The sequence below is a fragment of the Marinomonas lutimaris genome, assembly GCF_019426345.1.
GTDB lineage: Bacteria > Pseudomonadota > Gammaproteobacteria > Pseudomonadales > Marinomonadaceae > Marinomonas > Marinomonas lutimaris.
Genome location: NZ_JAHLLW010000030.1, coordinates 1 through 18,931, shown reverse-complemented (window position 1 = coordinate 18,931; position 18,931 = coordinate 1). Strand labels below are relative to the sequence as shown.

Below are 18,931 nucleotides of genomic sequence, written 5' to 3'. Positions count from 1 at the left end.
CACAGGATATGCCTTTAATGATGACTTACAGTTTCTTGTTCATCAACAGTTTTTTCACTTGAAGGCAATGTTTCTACCTTTTTTGGTGAAGGAATGTACTCTAAGGCGATATCCAGTACTTCATCAATCCATTTTACAGGGATGACCTCAATGTCTGCCTTGATATTATCAGGAATTTCCTTCAAATCACGAGCATTTTCTTGAGGAATAATCACAGTTTTTATTCCACCTCTGTGAGCCGCAAGAAGCTTCTCTTTAAGCCCACCTATAGGTAGCACCTCCCCACGCAGCGTAATCTCGCCAGTCATCGCCACAGAGGCCTTAACAGGGATCTTAGTTAGCACAGACACGATGGCCGTACACATAGCAACACCTGCACTCGGACCATCTTTAGGTGTTGCACCTTCGGGCACATGCAAGTGAAGGTCTGTTTTTTCATGAAAATCCTCATCAATACCAAGACCAGTTGCTCGACTTCTGACCACTGTCAACGCTGCTTGAATAGATTCTTGCATCACATCACCAAGCGAACCCGTCTTAACATGACGACCCTTACCCGGCACACCAGCCGCTTCGATGGTCAATAATTCACCACCAACCGACGTCCAAGCCAATCCCGTAACCTGACCAATTTGATTTTTTTCTTCTGCTTTTCCGTAACTAAATTTATGCACACCGGAAAAATCTTCCAAATTAGCACTTATTACTTCAACAGCTTTTGATTCTTTATTACTACTTAACGCCTGTTTTTTGACTACACGACGACAAATTTTACTTAGCTCGCGCTCTAAACCACGAACACCAGCCTCTTTCGTGTAGTAGCGGATTACATCCATCAAGGCATCATCTGTTACCTTAATTTCACTTTCTTTAAGGCCTGATAACTTAATTTGCTTAGGCAATAAGTAGCGCTTCGCGATATTCAACTTCTCATCTTCGGTGTAACCCGGAATTCGAATAACTTCCATACGATCCAGAAGTGGACCAGGGATATTCATACTATTAGAGGTACAAATAAACATAACATCAGACAGATCGAAATCCACTTCAAGATAATGATCATTAAAAGTATGGTTTTGTTCTGGATCAAGAACTTCCAAAAGCGCAGATGCTGGATCGCCACGCTGATCCATCCCCATTTTGTCAATTTCATCTAACAAAAATAGTGGATTTTTAACTTTTACTTTCGCCAACTTCTGCAATAACTTACCCGGCATAGAACCAATATAAGTACGACGATGACCTCGTATCTCAGCCTCATCACGAACACCACCAAGCGCCATGCGTACATACTGACGATTAACCGCTTTCGCAATAGACTGACCAAGTGACGTTTTACCTACACCTGGTGGCCCAACCAAACAAAGCACGGGACCTTTTACTTTTTTCACTCGCTGCTGCACAGCAAGAAACTCAAGAATACGCTCCTTGACATCTTGAAGACCATAATGATCTTGGTTCAAGATTTTTTCAGCATAAGCCAAGTCATTGCGAACTTTACTGCGTTTTTTCCAAGGCAAAGACGTCAGCCAATCAATATAACCTCGCACAACCGCCGCTTCTGCAGACATAGGCGACATCATGCGAAGCTTTTTCAACTCACCTTCAGCTTTTTCCTTTGCCTCGTCAGACATGCCAACTTCGGCAATTTTTTCTTGCAGCTGATCTAACTCGTTACTGCCATCTTCCATATCGCCAAGCTCTTTCTGAATGGCTTTCATTTGCTCATTCAGGTAGTACTCACGCTGACTTTTTTCCATTTGTTTTTTAACGCGACTACGAATGCTTTTTTCGAGATGTGCGATATCAAGCTCGCCATCCATTAAGCCAATCAAATATTCTCCACGACCCGTTAAGGAATCTATTTCTAATACTTTTTGCTTATCTTCAAGCTTGAGGCTCATATGACCCGTAATATTATCGATCAGCTTAGCAAGATCATCGATAGATTTTAGGGAAGCCACAACTTCTGCAGGAATACGCTTACTACCTGCTACATATTCATCTAACTGCTTAATTAGAGCGTTACGAATAACACCATGCTCGGTTTGATCCTCTATTTGAAGATCAAGCTCGACGATACGACCTAAAACAAAACCATCCGCGTCTTCCATTTTCTCAAGGCGAGCACGCTTACCGCCTTCAACAAGAACCTTAACCGTTCCATCAGGTAAGCGCAGCAACTGCATAACTTTTGCAGTTGTACCAATAGAGTAAAGATCCTCTAGAGCTGGATCATCTTTGGAAGCATCTTGCTGAGCAACAAGAAACACCTGTTTATCATTTTCCATAGCAGACTCTAATGCCGCTATGGATTTAGCGCGACCAACAAATAACGGCAGCACCATATGGGGATACACAACCACATCACGAAGTGGCAACATTGGCAGGAGCAAAGAATCTGTCATATTTTTTTCCAATCCGGGCACATAAAGAAAAGCGCACTTTTATATTTCAACATTGATTAGGAAAGAGATAAGGGCGAAGCCTGAAATTACAAGCGCCATCACTATTTGAATTTAGTCTACACAGTGTTTTAAAGCGAAACATCATAAAAAAAGCCGAATTTAAGTAATAAAACTTAAATTCGGCTTTATATTTATTTGTCGAGCTTTAAAGAATTAAGCGTTTTTAGCCAACTCTTCTTTTTCTAGCACCATTAAAGGCGCAGATTCACCACGAATTGAAGTAGCGTCCATAACAACTTTCACTACATCATTACGAGTTGGAAGCTCGTACATACAATCCAATAAAGCAGACTCTAAAATACTCCGCAAACCTCGAGCACCCGTTTTACGCTCTAAAGCTAACTTAGCCGCTTCACGTAAAGACTCAGGAGTGAACTCTAACTCAACACCTTCAAGTTCAAACAAGTGCTGATATTGCTTAACAAGCGCATTTTTAGGCTGACTCAAGATCGTCATCAAGGCTTCTTCATCCAACTCTGAAAGTGTTGCCACAACAGGCAAACGACCAACAAATTCTGGAATCAAACCGAATTTAACTAAATCTTCCGTTTCTACACGGTGAACCGCCTCAGAAAAAGATCGGCCTTCTTCTTTGCTCTTCACTGTTGCAGAAAAACCAATACTACTTTTTTCTGTTCTATCGCTAATAACACGCTCCAAACCTGCAAACGCACCACCACAAATAAACAAAATATTCGATGTATCGACCTGCAAAAATTCTTGCTGAGGATGCTTACGCCCACCTTGTGGAGGAACAGATGCAACGGTACCCTCAATGAGTTTTAGCAATGCCTGCTGAACACCCTCACCAGACACATCACGTGTAATAGATGGGTTATCAGACTTTCTAGAAATTTTGTCTATTTCATCAATATAAACAATACCACGTTGCGCTTTTTCTACATCGTAGTCACAGTTCTGCAATAGTTTCTGAATGATGTTCTCGACATCTTCACCAACATATCCAGCCTCTGTTAATGTAGTTGCATCAGCAATCGTAAACGGCACATCCAGAACACGAGCAAGCGTCTGTGCAAGCAGCGTCTTACCACTACCAGTTGGACCAATTAGCAAGATATTACTCTTACCCAACTCAATACTAGTGTCCGTTTTGCCTTGGTGACGCAAACGCTTGTAGTGGTTATAAACCGCCACAGCTAAAACACGTTTCGCTTTGTCCTGACCAATAACATAATCGTCCAGCGCCGCACTCAATTTTGATGGCGTTGGCAATTCATCAGCAGACTCACCATCTTCAGAAATCTGAGATAGCTCTTGCGTAATAATGTTATTACACAAGTCCACACACTCATTACAAATATAGACAGAAGGCCCTGCAATAAGTTTTTTTACTTCGTCTTGGCTCTTTCCACAAAAAGAGCAATACAATAACCGATCGGAGTGGTCGCCACGGCTAAAATTATCATCCGACATTTATTCCACCCTTTTCTTAAACTGTTCGTTTCTGCAAGATATCATCAATCAAACCGTAGTCTTTTGCTGTTTGCGGATTCATGAAGTTATCACGATCCGTATCAATAGCAACTTGCTCAATTGGCTTGCCAGTATGAAAAGAAATAATTTCATTCAATTTATGTTTGATACTTAAAATTTCACGTGTATGAATCTCAATGTCAGAAGCTTGCCCCTGATAACCGCCCAACGGCTGATGAATCATAACTCGTGAATTTGGCAGACAATAACGCTTACCTGCCGCACCAGCTGTTAATAACAAAGCCCCCATGCTCGCCGCTTGGCCAATACACATGGTACTAACATCTGGCTTAATAAACTGCATAGTATCATAGATAGACATGCCTGCAGTAACCGATCCACCTGGAGAGTTAATATACAAATGAATATCTTTATCTGGGTTTTCAGACTCTAAAAATAGCAACTGAGCCACAACCAAGTTGGCCATGTGGTCTTCAACTTGACCAACCAAAAAAATCACTCGCTCCTTAAGTAAGCGCGAGTAAATATCAAATGACCTTTCTCCACGAGCGGTCTGCTCAATAACCATTGGGACAAGACCATTACTTGTAATTGCAACAGGACCAGTAGTCGGGTTCATCAAATTCATATCGCATTCCTTAAAACAAAAAAGTCGACATAGCAAGCGCTATGTCGACCTTATTAAAAAAGATAAGACTTGTCTTATGCTTCTTCCCCAGCCTCTTCAGCTTGGGCATTTGGCTTGATAGCGTCTTCATATCCCAAAGTTACTTCAGTAACCTGAGCAGATTCTAACAGTTTATCAACAACTTGCTCTTCAAGTACAGCAGATTGAACTTGAGCTAATTGTTCTTTGTTCTTTAAGTAAAAATCAATAACTTGCTGTGGCTCTTGGTAAGCTTGAGCCATATCTTCTAAGAAAGAACGAACACGGTCATTATCAACCTTCAAGTCATCTTTCTTGATAACTTCAGAAATCAACAAACCTAACTTCGCACGTTTTTTCGCTTCTTCTTGGAACAATTCAGCAGGCAACTGAGATGCATCAAAACCTTGGCCACCAAACTGCTGAGCAGCTTGTTTGCGCAGTGCATCAACTTCTTGGTCAACAAGAGCTGAAGGTACTTCAACTTCGTTGATTGAAGACAAACCTTCAAATAAAGCATTCTTAAGCTTTGACTTAATTGCTTGATTTAGCTCACGCTCCATGTTCTTACGCACTTCTGCGCGCAAAGCTGCAACAGTCGCTTCTTCTAGACCAAATTTCTCAACAAAAGCATCATCTAGCTCTGGAAGAATTTGCTCAGCAACTTCAGAAACGGTAATTTTAAAAGCCGCCTCTTTACCTTTCAAGTTTTCAGCTTGGTAATCTTCTGGGAAAGTCACTTCAATAGTGCGCTCTTCGCCAGCTTTAGCACCTAGGATACCAGATTCAAAACCTGGGATCATGGTATTGGAACCCAAAACCAATTTGTGACCTTCAGCAGCACCGCCGTCGAAAGCCTCATCACCTAGATAACCAACAAAATCAATTGTTACTTGATCGCCGTCCGCAGATGCGCGCTCAACAGCAGACCATTCAGAATTTTGCTTACGCAAAGTTTCCAACATCACATCAACATCTGCATCAGTTACTTCAGATACAACACGGTCAACTTTGATCGCAGAGTTATCAGCTAGTGTAACTTCTGGATAAACTTCTACTTTTACAACGAACTCAAGATCAGCGCCTTCAGCAAAGTTCTTAGGTTCAATTGAAGGCATGCCTGCAGGTTGAATAGATTCTTTCTGAATCGCTTCAACGTACGCATCACGCATAATTTGCTCAACAGCATCAAGACGAATACCTTGGCCGTAACGTTTCTTCACAACACTAACAGGCACTTTACCTTTACGAAAACCATCAATACGGATTGTTTTCGCTGTTTTAGCCACTTCAGAATTTACTTTTTCGTCAACACGAGCAGCTGGAACACTAATTGTTAGAACGCGCTCAATTGGAGACGTTGTCTCTACAGAAACTTGCATAAAACTTCCTCTCGGGAACCTGCTTTAATTTGTTGGCAATCTCGTTATTAACAAGACATCTATTCAATTACAGCCAACAAAACCTAAATAATAATTTAATTAAAGTAATGGACTGAAAATGGTGCTCCGTACTGGATTCGAACCAGTGACCTACCGCTTAGAAGGCGGTTGCTCTTTTAGAACCCTAACCGTTACTTACCAAGACTTACAAGTAATAATAACTAGCGGCATATTATAAACACATCAACACCCAAATCAACCTGTTTAAGTCAATTGAGTCTTTATGCTTGATTTCTGCTCAAACCCACTGCAATAATTACCAAAAATTACCAAAAAAAAATCAATTTCGAAAAGGTTCTCTATGGAAAGTTCGGCTACAGGTAAATATCATGTTGTTTTGATTCAAACAGTAGAGGGAATTCATAACTTTGTAGTACCTGCTCTTTACATAAAAGAAGATAAAAAAACTGTTCTCTTTAGAGCTCTAATTGATTATCACACGCACTTTTATGGCCGTTCCCTATCATGGAAGAGAAACGTCTCAAGATCAGTAGGCTTGTTCTTTGATTATTGCAGAGCATTCAATGAAGCTTATCCAGATATTGATATGTTTTCGGAAAAGAGAAAAATAATTAGGCATTTTGCCATCGCTTACCAGAATGGAACAATTAACCCTAATTCAAATGAAGACAAACTAAAGCTTTACTGGCCGCCGGCAGGAAACAATTTAACAAAGAAAGTCATATCCTCACTCAAAAATTTCATTGAGTGGTGTGTTATTGAAGGCATAATTGAAGGTAAAGTAGCAAGAAATATATCAAAAATTAATCAACAAAATACTCTTCGCTTCATCTATGAAGCCCAACTAATTAAATCTAAATCCATATTATCGCATGTAATAAATACTCAATCGTTACAAAATAGAATTAAAAATAGAGAAGATTCTAATCTAATTTATCTTGGCAAAGACCCGACAGGACACATTAAATCAGCAGAAGGAAAAATATTTCCAAGCCACCTTATTGTTCCACTCATAACTCAAGGATTTGTTACACAAACTGGAGAAGATATAACTGCAAAAATGTACACCCTCCTCCTATTATTTGGAGCTCTAAGAGTTAGTGAGCCATGTCATCTCTGGTTTAATGACATTGTTCCAAAACATAATGGATCATGTATTACATTACTACGCCATCCTTCAGAAGCACTTACTTTTATAGATGGAGAATACATAAAAACAAGACGTCAATATTTAGCTGAACGAGGAATACTTCCACGAAACGACGATTCAAATACCAACAGCTATCACGCGGGCTGGAAAGACCTTAAACTTGATGAAACAAAGTCAGCATTAGTTTGGTTTATTCATGAAAGTGCTGAGTCTTTATTTAGAGATATGTATTTCAAATATATGCGCTACAGAGAGTCACTTATGAGAATACGTAGAGCAAAAGGGCTAGAAGATCATCCATTTCTTTTTGTACTAAATGACTCAAAAAATCAAGGAGAGCCTTATTCTATTAATGCGTATAACAAAGCTTTATCAAGAGCCTATGACAGACTAGAAAAAAAACTGGGAATAACCATACCAAGAGGAAAGTATAGTGGCACTTCTCCTCATGGAATGAGACATTTTTCAGGTCAAGAACTTTCAGATGCGGGAGTAGATCAAAAAGTTATACAAAACGTATTACATCAAAGATCTGTATTTTCACAAAAGATTTATACAGAACCCAAAATGGCGAAAATAGCTTCAATACTTGAAGATGCAAAATCTCGTATTGCAAATACAAACCCAGGCCTTGACTTACTAACCCCAAATTAAGGAGGCATCATGAATAATGAAGTTTTCATATATGAAAATCTGAATGATGAAGAAATAGCTAGATGCATCCTAGATTCTTATGGTATACCTGAAAAACACAAAAAGGCAATTAGAATACTCAAAGCTCGAGCTAAAAATCAAAAAGCACTTCCAATTTTTGAGCTTGTTTTAGCATATCAAAAACTTAGCCTCACTTTAAAGAAAAAAGTCCAAAAAGACATAGCCGAATTATTTATTTCTGATCAATTTCATTCATATTCTTTAAAAAATAGATTAATAAGTGATAGATATGAAAATATTTATGGTCCTTCCACTAAAAAAATTTTGTACTTTTTATCAATCATATATGATGTAAGAAAATTAGAAGATATCACACTAGAAATATGGAAGGATGTAGACTTAAATTTTCGAGGGCGTAGAAAAAAACCATACCAAGAAATATCAAAATCTTCTTTATATGCATACCGAAAAATTGCGGCTACACTTGATTCAATAAATAAAAGTGCACACTATAGAAAAATACCAAAAGTCATTAGAATGAAGAGGAATATTGTCGATATAAACAGTACTAATCTCATTTACCCTCAATTCAATGAATGGCTCTTTAATTTTCAACTATGGGTTGAAACACTAGGTACTAAAAGTACGAAAGATTACTTTCAGTCATTTCGGATATTTTTGGATTTTCTTTTTGCACATGATCAAACAAGCAAAGTAGTTCATGAGCCGATACTTTTCGCTTCAAGCTATGATCGCCCATCGTTTTACGAACACCTAAAAACATCTGGAATACCAAAAGAAAAAATTAAAAAAACGATTAATTATATTCAGCAGTACATTGATTGGTTCATTTTTGAAAATTTAGCCGATATTAATGAAGATGATGGGGATATCGCTGTTATGGGCTATCAACTTTTCAGTCAAAGTGAAGTGATATCCTTGAATAGAATGTTTAAGGAAACTAGTAAAAGACCAATAGAAACGCCAAAAAGGATAATGCCCACTAAATGGATTCTTCTCTGCAAACAAATTCTTAAGGAAGATAATTTTGCATGGCCAAAATCTCTAAAAAACCAATTTTTTGAAAGATATGATAACGAAAAAAATGAATTTGTAGATATGTGGAATCCAATACTGACCTATACATATCTTATAATGCTTGAATTACCGCTAAGGAAGATCCAAGTCATTTGTCTTGATTCCGGAGAAGGAGATTCAGAAAAATTTGACCACATATCGGGTAATTGGCTTGCCAACGAAGGTCCTCATGCATGCTATTGGAAAAGAGTTAAATCAAAGAGAACTGAAAGAGGATTTATAAATAAAATTTATTCCCAAGGAATAGGAATACCAGCATTATATATAAATACAAACAAAACAGCCGACATAGGAACTGGCTTCGGAGAAAACTCTGGATACATAATACCGTGGTCTAATTCCGAAGTAATAAAGCTTGCTAATGAATTAAGAGATTGGCAAGAAAAATATAACCCTGTCACAAAACCCAAAAAATATGCAGATATATCCTCTTCAGTATTTAGTACTAAAACAGGTAAGGTTGTCTCAAATCAAATCCCTGACAGGTTTTATCTATTCAGAAACCCTGAAAGTAGCTTTAATACTAGCGATGAACCACCAAGTGAAAGTATTCTTTTTAAATTTTGGTTCGAGTTAATGGCTGAACTTGAAAATAGACTAAAGGAAGTTGGTGAATATCAAAAAATCATTACAAAATGGAGTAAAACAGGTCAACCAGAAACATCAATTTTTACACCTCATGGACTCAGAGCTGCAGGCCTTACTTCTTTAATCGAAAATGGTGTACCAATAGAAATCCTTAGTAAAATAGTAGCGGGCCATACATCAATCATAATGACTTTACATTACATCAAATTTAACCCTGCTAAAATCAATGACATTTTGAATGGTGCCCAGAAGAAATTAGAAGATAACCAGCAAGGTGATTATGCAAACTGGCTTAAAAGCACATCCTATGAAGATGCTTTAAAATATACGGTTACTAATAATGATGACTCTTTCTTCAGTACTATGGAAAATAAAGATTCAATTTTTGAAACAAATGCCATTGGAATATGCCCTTATTCTGGAACTCGCTGCTCTGATGGAGGACAACTAATTAGAAAAATCAAAACAAATAAATCAGGTTTTAGCGCAATATATGGCTCAGTTGAAGCAGGAGATTGCTTGAATTGTAGGCATTTTATCACTGGTGCACCTTGGTTAATTCCACTATGGCTAAAAGGAAATAAACTTTTAGAAGATTCCAAAAAAGAAAGTGAAAGTGTAACCAAAACTAAAGATATACTTTATGATCTACAAAATGAACGCTATAAACTGGCTAAATCTTCGGGACCAGAAGCAATACCAAAAAGCTTAAAGGTAGATATAAAAAAAGAAGAGGCGCTCCTTGATTTTAAGACAAAGAAATTAGATAAAATATTTAATGACATTCATAAAACGCACAATCTAATTCAAAAAATAAATACATTATCAGAAGTTAAATCAACAGATAAATCACCTATATTTATCTCTGATCAGAATGAATTAAATAATCAAAATTATATTGAAACATCAAATTTCAGAATGCTAGACCTTTTAGTTAGATCTTCAAGCGTTTACTCTCATATTTTTGATGAAAGCCTTCAAATGGAACGAAATAAATTGATAGATCAGTTTATATTCGATGCAGGTGTCACTCCGATATCTTTTTTGCCATTAACAGAAAATCAAAAGATAACAGCTCACAATGCAGCATCGGAATTCTTAGCCAACAATTTAAATGACTTTGAACTAAAACAATTAGAGCAAGGACACCTTAAACTTCCTAATTTGGGTTTTACTGCAAAAGAATTGACCTCTAATATTAAAAAAATCACTGGTGGAGATATTCCACTTATAAAGTTGGGAAAATAAAATGCATACAATTAAAGAGCAAATAAAAGCAACTCTAGAGAGTCTTTGTTTTAGTCAAAAAACTGAAAAAGTGAAGCACAAGCTGAATATATTAAATGAAGTATGTGATGAATTAACCAAAAAAAAAGCTGACCTCTCCATCCCATTAGTAGTTTCACAGATGACAAATAATAATATTAAAATATCTGAAAGATCCTTCTATAACCAAAGAGAAGGTGGTAACCCATATCGTGAACTCTATAATTTATGGATGGAATACTCACGTTTAAACAGATCTAAAGTTAAAACACGATTTACAGAGGATGACATCATAAATGATGAAGATCTTAAAAAAATACTAGACCCAGTTTTACGATATAGGATTAATCTTCTTTATGCTGAAGTTATAGCACTGAGAAATCAAAATAAAATGATTAGAGAAATAAAAGAATTACCATCAATTCATTCATCATCAAAAATAGGTCAAAATTCACTTACTAATCTGATAGAAGAAAACTTGATTAATTCATATGAAGTAGACCTGATAGATGAACTGCTCAAAGGTACACACGAAATTGGGTTTGATGCTAATGGAGCTTTAATTGCTAAAAGAAATATCAAATCAGGCAGTAGGCTTCTGCCTGGCGGGCTTCAAGAAGCACTTGAAAAAATCATCAAATCTAATAAGAGACTTAATTAACGACATTAAAAAATTAGAATACATCCCTAATATCAATCACAAAACTAAATTTTATACTTTTAGGAGCTGAAATAAATGTACTATTAAAAAGTAAGCGCTTATTAGCTAATTTACATTATGCGTAGTTTACTGCTAATATTTCTCGAAATTAGCTTCGTATTTGCTTAGTTATATAAGCTCAAAGCTGTTGCTAACTAGAGTATATTTTGCCCTAATTTCATTATCTCCGGATTTTTAACAGCGCCATCAATGACGATATTCTCTTAAAACCTTCCTTTTCGTACTTTATAACCATTCGACTCTCGAAAATAGATAGCGCAGACCCAATAATTTCTGCTTTGTCCACAAGGTCACTTTCTAGCTCGGTTAGCCGGCCCAATATTACATTCCTCTCGATATCTACATAATCTTCGTGCACTCCAATCTCATCAGCTAACTCATTAAACATATCTGTATATGAGATCATGGTCTGTATCGGCTTTTTATCTACTAATTGGGCTAAACAACACAATGTAAGGACATCCCACGTATTGAATACCCATAGCGACAATGTTGAGTTTTTCAAGGAAAAGATGGCTGGTAATGGCATAGTCTGTTTACTGTCTGTTGTGACATAGCAATTGCTCTTGATCATCCATTTTTCCCAGCGCGAGATGTCGCGCCTGCTTAATAACTCATTGGATTTAACATAGATAAAGGCAAGCTCTTTAGCATGCTTAAGGGCTGCACTGTGTAATTTTTCTAGCCGTATTTTTTCCGGTAGTCGTTTTTTTAACTCTGGATACTTGAACCATTCGCTGTAAATTTCGTCTAATTTATTAATTCTATGGAGCACGACACTACCATCCAAATAAGAAATCTCTCTAGGTACACGATCCTCTAACAGATATACTACCCATATAAACTTATTCTTATACATACCTTTAAAAATCAGATGATCTTTTGACTTCACTTCATTAATAACTATATCGAAATGACAAATCCCACCGTTATAAACATCAATATATTGAGAGACTCTCTCTCCATCTTTTTCATACTCATATGGTAAAGACAGCTTTGGCAAATAAAGAGAGTTATCCAGCATCATTTTTTTCGCCTTTAGACTCATCTTTTTTTTAATAAACAGCCGCTTCTGATGCAATTTTTCATTGTGTCTACTTATCATGGCTTCTCGACACCACTCATATAGCCATCTATATGGCACCTTGTTAGCCTTCAAATCTTCAAGTGCTTCATTAATAGGACAATCAACATAACCACTAAGATCATACTCGATAGCAGGAATTCGATGCTCTCGATAATAAAGTGTCTTTTTTATTTGATTTTTATGAGTTACACACACTTCAATTGCTATCGCAGCAAGGTCAGTTTCAAGCCAGACATCCGCGGAATAGCTTCCGATCCGTGATTCTAACTCACCCTTCACAACTTTTGAGTAAACAGATTCTTCCGTCAGTTGATCTCCCTTATAAATGAAGGCAACTTTTGGGAGTAAATATTGCTCAGAAGTCCGAAAAAAGTGCTGAGCTCCAATGTGCAATTGCGTCATTTTACAATTACTACTTTCGTTTTTGGTGTGATGAGAAAAATGCCGGGTTATACTGTTGGTGTGATTTTTTGCAACTAGATCGTCACCACAAACAGGGCAGATACAAAGACACTCGAGACCATTAGCAACGTCACCTATATGTCGAGTTTCTTTGCTATTTTTATCTAAAGCGTATTCAAGCAATATTTTTCCCTGCCATTTTGATTTTTCCAAACTGTGCCATTATTTACATTTAACTAGAGTAGATTACATTTCAACACTTAAGATCAACCCCAAAAAATGACTTAATTAAAAACCAAACACAGAGTCTATACTGGAGGCAGCCTTTTATCGATAAAGTCAACTAGCCTTTTATGAGATTACTTTTATAGATTAGTTATAAAGTTATAATGTTTTTTTAAGGAGAAAATTTATGTCAGGTGGGATTAGCGCGATTAAGGGATTTGACTATCAGGCAACAGTCATCCTCGATATTTTATTCGAACATTTCGATAGGCGTGGACCATCGGCACAAGCAAGACCAGAAGGCATAGAAGACTTAGATTTATCATGGACGGAAGGGGCTACTGAGCATCGACAGTATTTTCAGATAAAAAAGCCAACAGAAAAAAATGATGGAAATCTCAATCCCAAGCCATGGACATTATCATCAACGGTTAAAAAATTACTCCCTAATGCCATAACAAATTTATCGGGAAATGGACATCATCTCGTTTGGGTAGTTGGTGATGTATTTGAAAATTCCATTCCTTCGCTTATTAATTCAGATGATGCACCTACCCAAGTGCCACAACTTTACTGGGAAGTAATACACTGCTTAGCAAAAAACTATGCTTCTGATGCAATTAGCTTAGATTCAAAATTACAAATTAAGATCCAAAATTGGAAAATCCCCTCGAATTTATCGTCTGTTCCGGAAAAAGCCATATCAACATTGCAGACTGAATACCCTAATTTCATTAGAAGCTTAGGTGTTTCTGATAGTTTTAGTACTTTATATTCAACTAAGTTAACTGAGCTACACAACATTTTACCTAATATATTAACAAGAATTGAAATTAGACAAACCTATGGCTCCGAGCAAGACGTCTCTCAACGAGTTTATGACAAGTTGATTGCTCGCTACTCTCTTCAAGAATCTGTGATAAAAAATACGCTATTTCGGAACCTAAGAGGATTTATTAATGATATATCAAAACAGGCTGGACGATCGTTTGGTCAAGTAGAACTAGAAATTGAGTTACGATGCGTTTGGCCGCAAATGATTCCAATCAAAAAACAATCAGCTCTAGATTCAGACCATGTAGCTAGACGAGATATTGTGGAACGTTTTACTAAAGGTTGGACAGGTAAGGCTATTGAAGCCATTGGTATTTCTGGGTCCGGAAAAACAACACTTACATCAGAAATTGCAGAAAGATCTCGACTTGTAAATCCAGAACGTTTGGTATATTACGCCGAGGTTCGGTCTGATATTTGTTTACGGGATGTACTTAGTGGTATTGCATTTCACTTACGTCGACAAGGCATTGTAGATCCCTTCAGTGTGGCAATTACAAATAACCAGACTGAAGAAGAGTTGCTGGTGAAGCTTGCTAGATCTTACTCAATTATGCCCTGTGAAGTATTGTTCCTTATTGACTTAGTGGAAGGTACTTGCAGTACAGCTTTTGCGAGAGATCTAGCTATTTTTATCAGGGCTCTTTCACCTCGTACTGTCCGTGTGGCTGTATTTGGTCAAGAAAGTGCACTTAGGGAAATGACGTCTCTAGAAAAAGAAGAGCATGAAATTAGTAGATTAGACATTCGCGGCTTTAATTTTGAAGAATTTACAAAACTAGCTAAGTATTATCATCCCAATTCTCATCTTGATTGGACAGCTCTCATAGATATATATGAAAGAGTCACTGTAGGAAAAGCCTCAGGACTATTTGCTAAGTTAGCACAGTCACTTGCTAGATCTAAATCTATACAATCTATGAGAGATATTGCAGATAAACCAGCTGAGGATATGTTGGCTTACGCCGAGCAAAAGCGATTTAGCCTCATTAGCGATGGAGCTCAAAGCGCAGCGATAAAACTTATTTGTTTTGCCTTACCTTTTCAGCGCAAAGATGCTGAGGATATTTTTCCAGATGAAAATATAGGCATGGGGATTCGTGAATTACTCTCACAAGGCTTGCTTAGCAGCTATGATAATAATACATTCGAAATGCATGAGACTGTACGCGCTGGCCTAGAAGGTATGATTGCAAAAGATATGCGTAACTCTACACACTTAGTACTTGCAGCGTGGTATGGCTCAAAGGAAATGACAACAACTGAAATCTTTCACCTTGAGAAAGCTGGTAAATTTGTTGAAGCACAAGAGCGTGCTCGTAACCTATTTCTCAGTGGAAACCAGTGGTTAGCGATTTACTCTTACATTACACGCCAAAATTTAATATCCATCGAAGAGCTAATTAGAACTATTTCTAACAATAAAAAAATTGAGCATATTTTTTTGCTCGCCAACATTATTAAGGATTTGGATGAGCCTATTGAAGTAAGTAAACTTTTTAATGTTATTTACTCACAGCCTCAGCGTTATTTTTCTGATTATCAATGGTCATCTGCCATTGTTGAAGCAATACTAGAATTTGATCAAAATCAGCTACATACCCTTATTGTCTTCTCAATCAATAGTGCAGTTGACGACACACAAGCTAAATCGGCATTAGGCTGGTTAGATGTTGCAGTAATGCGCAAAGGCTGTGTCATCAACTCTGCAACTATTAAGTTTTTCAATAGTTGTTCATCTCACACAAAAAACATTTTAATAAAAATATTGCTACGAGCTCGCCATAGAGAAGCTTTGAGTGCCGTATTTAAGTTTATGGTTACTCAACAAGAATCTCACATAACAGATAAAAATCGCTCAGCTCGTGAATTTACTTTATATATAGAAAACTTTCAGGATACCGTGGAGCTTTTGGCTGCAATACCTCGAGCAGAGGTGTCTTTCATGCTTATTTCGAAGTCAGTGTTACTTGGAGATCTTACAGGTATGATTTGGCCTTTAAGAAAAGTTTTACGTAAACATTGTATCGAAATTCTTACAGATGACAGTCATGAAGAGATTGTTTTAGAAAATGCAATCCGAGTTTTGTTTTTTCTTGCTGAACCATCGCTTTTCAACTTGATTGAATCAATTACCACTAGGAAAGCTAATATTCGTAGCTTTGCTACTCTACTACCCGTACTTCAACCTGCCTTTTTTGACTCTAGTAGTTACCAAACTCAGCTATTCGACCTTAATTCTACTCCTGGGGAACGATTTACTGCGCTTTCCATATTGGCGTATTCTGGCGAAGACCTTAGCTCTATTTATAAACACTTTAAGTTAGTAGATATGAATATCAGCGAGAGAAAAGCTTGGGATTTTATGTTTCTGATGATATGTCATTTTAGCCCTTTCCTAGAGGCTATTGAGCTCTTAGAAAAGCACTTAGCTACTATGGACTCAAAAGGTGTTCACTTAGCTATACTTCCACTTACAAAATTGGGGGAACTACCTAATTCGTCGGCCACACAAATGCTAACTCGCGCTTTGATTCACTCAAATCCAGAGATTCGTAAGAGTGCGGTGCTATGTCTGTCTAAAAAGCGCTCTCGCAAAGCTTTACCTGCTTTAGTAGCAGCTTTTGAAAACGAGAAACAAGAAGAATTAGCAGTACTAATAGCCGCAGCAATTGTAGCGTCAGGAACAAACTCGGCTTTAGATATACAAAGTAAAGTTAAGTCTTCTGCAATTAAACTGTGGCAGTCCATCTTAATTATGCGCTTACGTGATGTAGATAATGCAGATGAGCTTGTTAGAATCGCAATTGATCCTCAGCAAAATTGGCAGTTACGACGTTCTGCTATTTTAGCGGCAGGCAGATTGCCTTATAACGCTGCTTTAGATCAAATAGTGTCGGTCATTATGGAAGAAGACTCACCCCTAACAATTGATCAAAGTGCAAACCTCAGATGCCATAGCCTTATATCATCTGTTCTTTCAGAAGATAGACTGTTTTTATTACGCGTATTCGAAAAGGGGAAAAAATATTTTATTGGCTTTTTTGCAGAACTGCTTAAAAAACCTGAGGGAGAGCTAGGATCCAATGAAGGGTTTCCGTCTGGAACTAATGCAGCAGATTGGTTATATACTCGATTGTCCTTTCATGGGTTTCCAACAAACAAAGAAGCACCTAATCACGTTTTCAATGAGGTGAATATTCCACTATTAAAAAGCGCAATTCTTCGCTCATTGCGTCTTTGTAGGCAGCCTAAGCTGATTGAACAAGAGCTAGCAAAAACTAAACACATTTGGATTTCAATGAAGTGCTTAATAGAACTTAGACGAGCTGGAGACGTAGATGTTAGTTATTTACGCAGTTTGGTTGATGCCTCACCGTGTCAAGGAAGTGGGTTGTTAAATCGTGTTATCGACGAAATGAACGGTAAAAAAGTTCCTATACAGAATGTTAAGCCAACCACAGCTCCTGAGCATCAAGAAATTCCATCTAACACATACATTACATATGATGATGCAGTTCGAGCATTGTCAGGTAATATTGCCAATTTTGAACTATCAGCACCTTTGGTGTTTAAAAACATATCATCAGAGCAATGTGAACATCTTATTCGATTATCAGACCCAGTGAATGACAACCGTCAAGGTATAGAAACATATATCCCAATGATTAGATTTAAATCTAAAGGTCATGTAGTCGCATCAAATAGAACAACAATGACAGGTTCGGACACATCTCTAGGTATCTTTATACGACCAGCTGTTGCTGCTGCAAATAGCTTTGGTCTAACTATTCCTTGGTTAAATAAACTAATGGCCGAACGTTGGTCTAAAGATTTTGTTAAAAAATATTTGATGTGCTTATGTGTCATGGACGATAGTTCGCGTTTCTATGAAGAACTCTCAAAATATGAAGATGTCCTAATTGAGTTTTTGTGTGACCCAGATGTTTATAAATACCTTCAACAACATATTGATACACGCATAACCCCTACATTGATGCGGTATGTTGCTTCAGGGACAGATAAGTTGTTCGAAGAGCTTTGCAAGTTAACCCTCAAGGTTAATACACCAGAGATTGATCCTGTCCTAAACGGTCTTCTTTACCGATGGTCATGGCGTTTTGATAAGCAGTCGGCTATTTCACAACATGATATGAATACTTCGCTTTGGCGTGGTTTCCGGCACCTTACAGAACATCCACGATTCGATAAAATAAGTGATTGGATGCATCTATTAGAACAAGTTTTAAAGACTCAAATAAGTTGGTTTCATGCTGATGATATTGTACGTGTTCTAGAACGAGATCCACGCTCTTACATTTTAATAGAATCCCGATTATTCAAAGCTGAAAATTGGGAGCATTTCTATGTAGAAGAAGTTGATAAACTTGACACTGCAGCAGATCGACTATTTTCACAATTATTGGAGACATGATTACAGCGAACATAATACCAGTTTGTGCATTTACAAATTTTTGGCAATCTTACAGCTAATAACAGATTGCGTAACCGAGTTATCCTAAAACAGCAAGAGAAGACAAAAATAGTTACAAGTCTTTAATATCTATAGCAATCTCATGTGAGTCTTTACGCTGTTCTACAATTTTTTCCAACTCTAAGTCTTCCATCTTCTCCAGTTCGGTGATTAATGCTTTCTTGGAAGTATCGTCCAGGCGGGAAATCAAGCACGCCAATTCAGCACTTAGGTCATCCTCACACAAAAAGTAGTTCAGCGGGACATTGAGTTCTTGAGCAATTTTTCTCAAAGTCTCGACATCAGGAACATGTCGTCCCTTTTCATAGTGGTTCATACGGCCGCTGGCAGAGCTTTCGTCCATACCGATTTTTATCCCAAGCTCTTTCTGGGAAATGCCGATTTTATTGCGGGCTTGTTTAAGTCGCCGTGGTATTGGGTTATCTGACAAAATAGTTTC

General features: G+C 37.4%; 10 protein-coding genes. 4 read left to right on the top strand and 6 right to left on the bottom strand.

From position 1 onward, the window contains the following. Positions 1-14 precede the first annotated feature (14 nt). From lon to tig, 4 genes are all read right to left on the bottom strand, one after another. Positions 15-2,408, bottom strand: a complete 2,394-nt coding sequence (gene lon, locus KPL72_RS20000; protein ID WP_219704209.1) for an endopeptidase La — start codon at positions 2,406-2,408, stop codon at positions 15-17. Between the two features lie 213 nt (positions 2,409-2,621). After that, positions 2,622-3,902 carry an ATP-dependent protease ATP-binding subunit ClpX gene (gene clpX, locus KPL72_RS19995; protein ID WP_212918474.1) on the bottom strand — a complete coding sequence of 427 codons (1,281 nt, stop codon included), beginning with the start codon at positions 3,900-3,902 and terminating at the stop codon, positions 2,622-2,624. Positions 3,903-3,918: 16 nt separating this feature from the next. Beyond that, entirely contained in the window at positions 3,919-4,551 is a 633-nt protein-coding gene (clpP, locus tag KPL72_RS19990; RefSeq protein WP_212918473.1) for an ATP-dependent Clp endopeptidase proteolytic subunit ClpP, read from the bottom strand. Between the two features lie 74 nt (positions 4,552-4,625). Beyond that, positions 4,626-5,951 (bottom strand): trigger factor, encoded by a 1,326-nt coding sequence (gene tig, locus KPL72_RS19985; protein WP_219704208.1) that lies wholly within the window; start codon positions 5,949-5,951, stop codon positions 4,626-4,628. Between the two features lie 361 nt (positions 5,952-6,312). Here tig and KPL72_RS19980 point away from each other — a divergent pair, with 361 nt between their 5' ends. The 3 genes from KPL72_RS19980 to gmtX are packed head-to-tail and all read left to right on the top strand — an operon-like array spanning position 6,313 to position 11,389. Continuing rightward, entirely contained in the window at positions 6,313-7,776 is a 1,464-nt protein-coding gene (locus KPL72_RS19980; protein ID WP_219704207.1) for a site-specific integrase, read from the top strand. A gap of 9 nt (positions 7,777-7,785) precedes the next feature. Next, positions 7,786-10,710, top strand: a complete 2,925-nt coding sequence (locus KPL72_RS19975; RefSeq protein WP_219704206.1) for a VPA1269 family protein — start codon at positions 7,786-7,788, stop codon at positions 10,708-10,710. Between the two features lies 1 nt (position 10,711). Further along, the gene (gene gmtX / locus KPL72_RS19970) at positions 10,712-11,389 is read left to right on the top strand and encodes a gamma-mobile-trio protein GmtX (protein ID WP_219704205.1); all 678 of its coding nucleotides are present in this window, start codon (positions 10,712-10,714) and stop codon (positions 11,387-11,389) included. 220 nt (positions 11,390-11,609) lie between these two features. On the opposite strand, the gene KPL72_RS19965 is transcribed toward gmtX, so the two are convergent. Further along, positions 11,610-13,151: a competence protein CoiA family protein gene (locus KPL72_RS19965; protein WP_219704204.1), complete on the bottom strand. Its 1,542-nt coding sequence runs from the start codon at positions 13,149-13,151 to the stop codon at positions 11,610-11,612. Between the two features lie 199 nt (positions 13,152-13,350). Between KPL72_RS19965 and KPL72_RS19960 the strand changes: the two genes are divergently transcribed. Then, entirely contained in the window at positions 13,351-18,432 is a 5,082-nt protein-coding gene (locus KPL72_RS19960) for a HEAT repeat domain-containing protein (RefSeq protein WP_219704203.1), read from the top strand. A 112-nt stretch (positions 18,433-18,544) separates the two neighbouring features. Here KPL72_RS19960 and KPL72_RS19955 read toward each other — a convergent pair. After that, the coding region (locus KPL72_RS19955) for a helix-turn-helix domain-containing protein (protein WP_249422368.1) at positions 18,545-18,931 on the bottom strand (387 nt) is incomplete at its 5' end.

What these genes read in the sequence shown, in the direction of transcription:
- lon (WP_219704209.1), bottom strand. Translation starts at nt 2,408, where the DNA reads ATGACAGATTCTTTGCTCCTGCCAATGTTGCCACTTCGTGATGTGGTT.
- clpX (WP_212918474.1), bottom strand. Translation starts at nt 3,902, where the DNA reads ATGTCGGATGATAATTTTAGCCGTGGCGACCACTCCGATCGGTTATTG.
- clpP (WP_212918473.1), bottom strand. Translation starts at nt 4,551, where the DNA reads ATGAATTTGATGAACCCGACTACTGGTCCTGTTGCAATTACAAGTAAT.
- tig (WP_219704208.1), bottom strand. Translation starts at nt 5,951, where the DNA reads ATGCAAGTTTCTGTAGAGACAACGTCTCCAATTGAGCGCGTTCTAACA.
- KPL72_RS19980 (WP_219704207.1), top strand. Translation starts at nt 6,313, where the DNA reads ATGGAAAGTTCGGCTACAGGTAAATATCATGTTGTTTTGATTCAAACA.
- KPL72_RS19975 (WP_219704206.1), top strand. Translation starts at nt 7,786, where the DNA reads ATGAATAATGAAGTTTTCATATATGAAAATCTGAATGATGAAGAAATA.
- gmtX (WP_219704205.1), top strand. Translation starts at nt 10,712, where the DNA reads ATGCATACAATTAAAGAGCAAATAAAAGCAACTCTAGAGAGTCTTTGT.
- KPL72_RS19960 (WP_219704203.1), top strand. Translation starts at nt 13,351, where the DNA reads ATGTCAGGTGGGATTAGCGCGATTAAGGGATTTGACTATCAGGCAACA.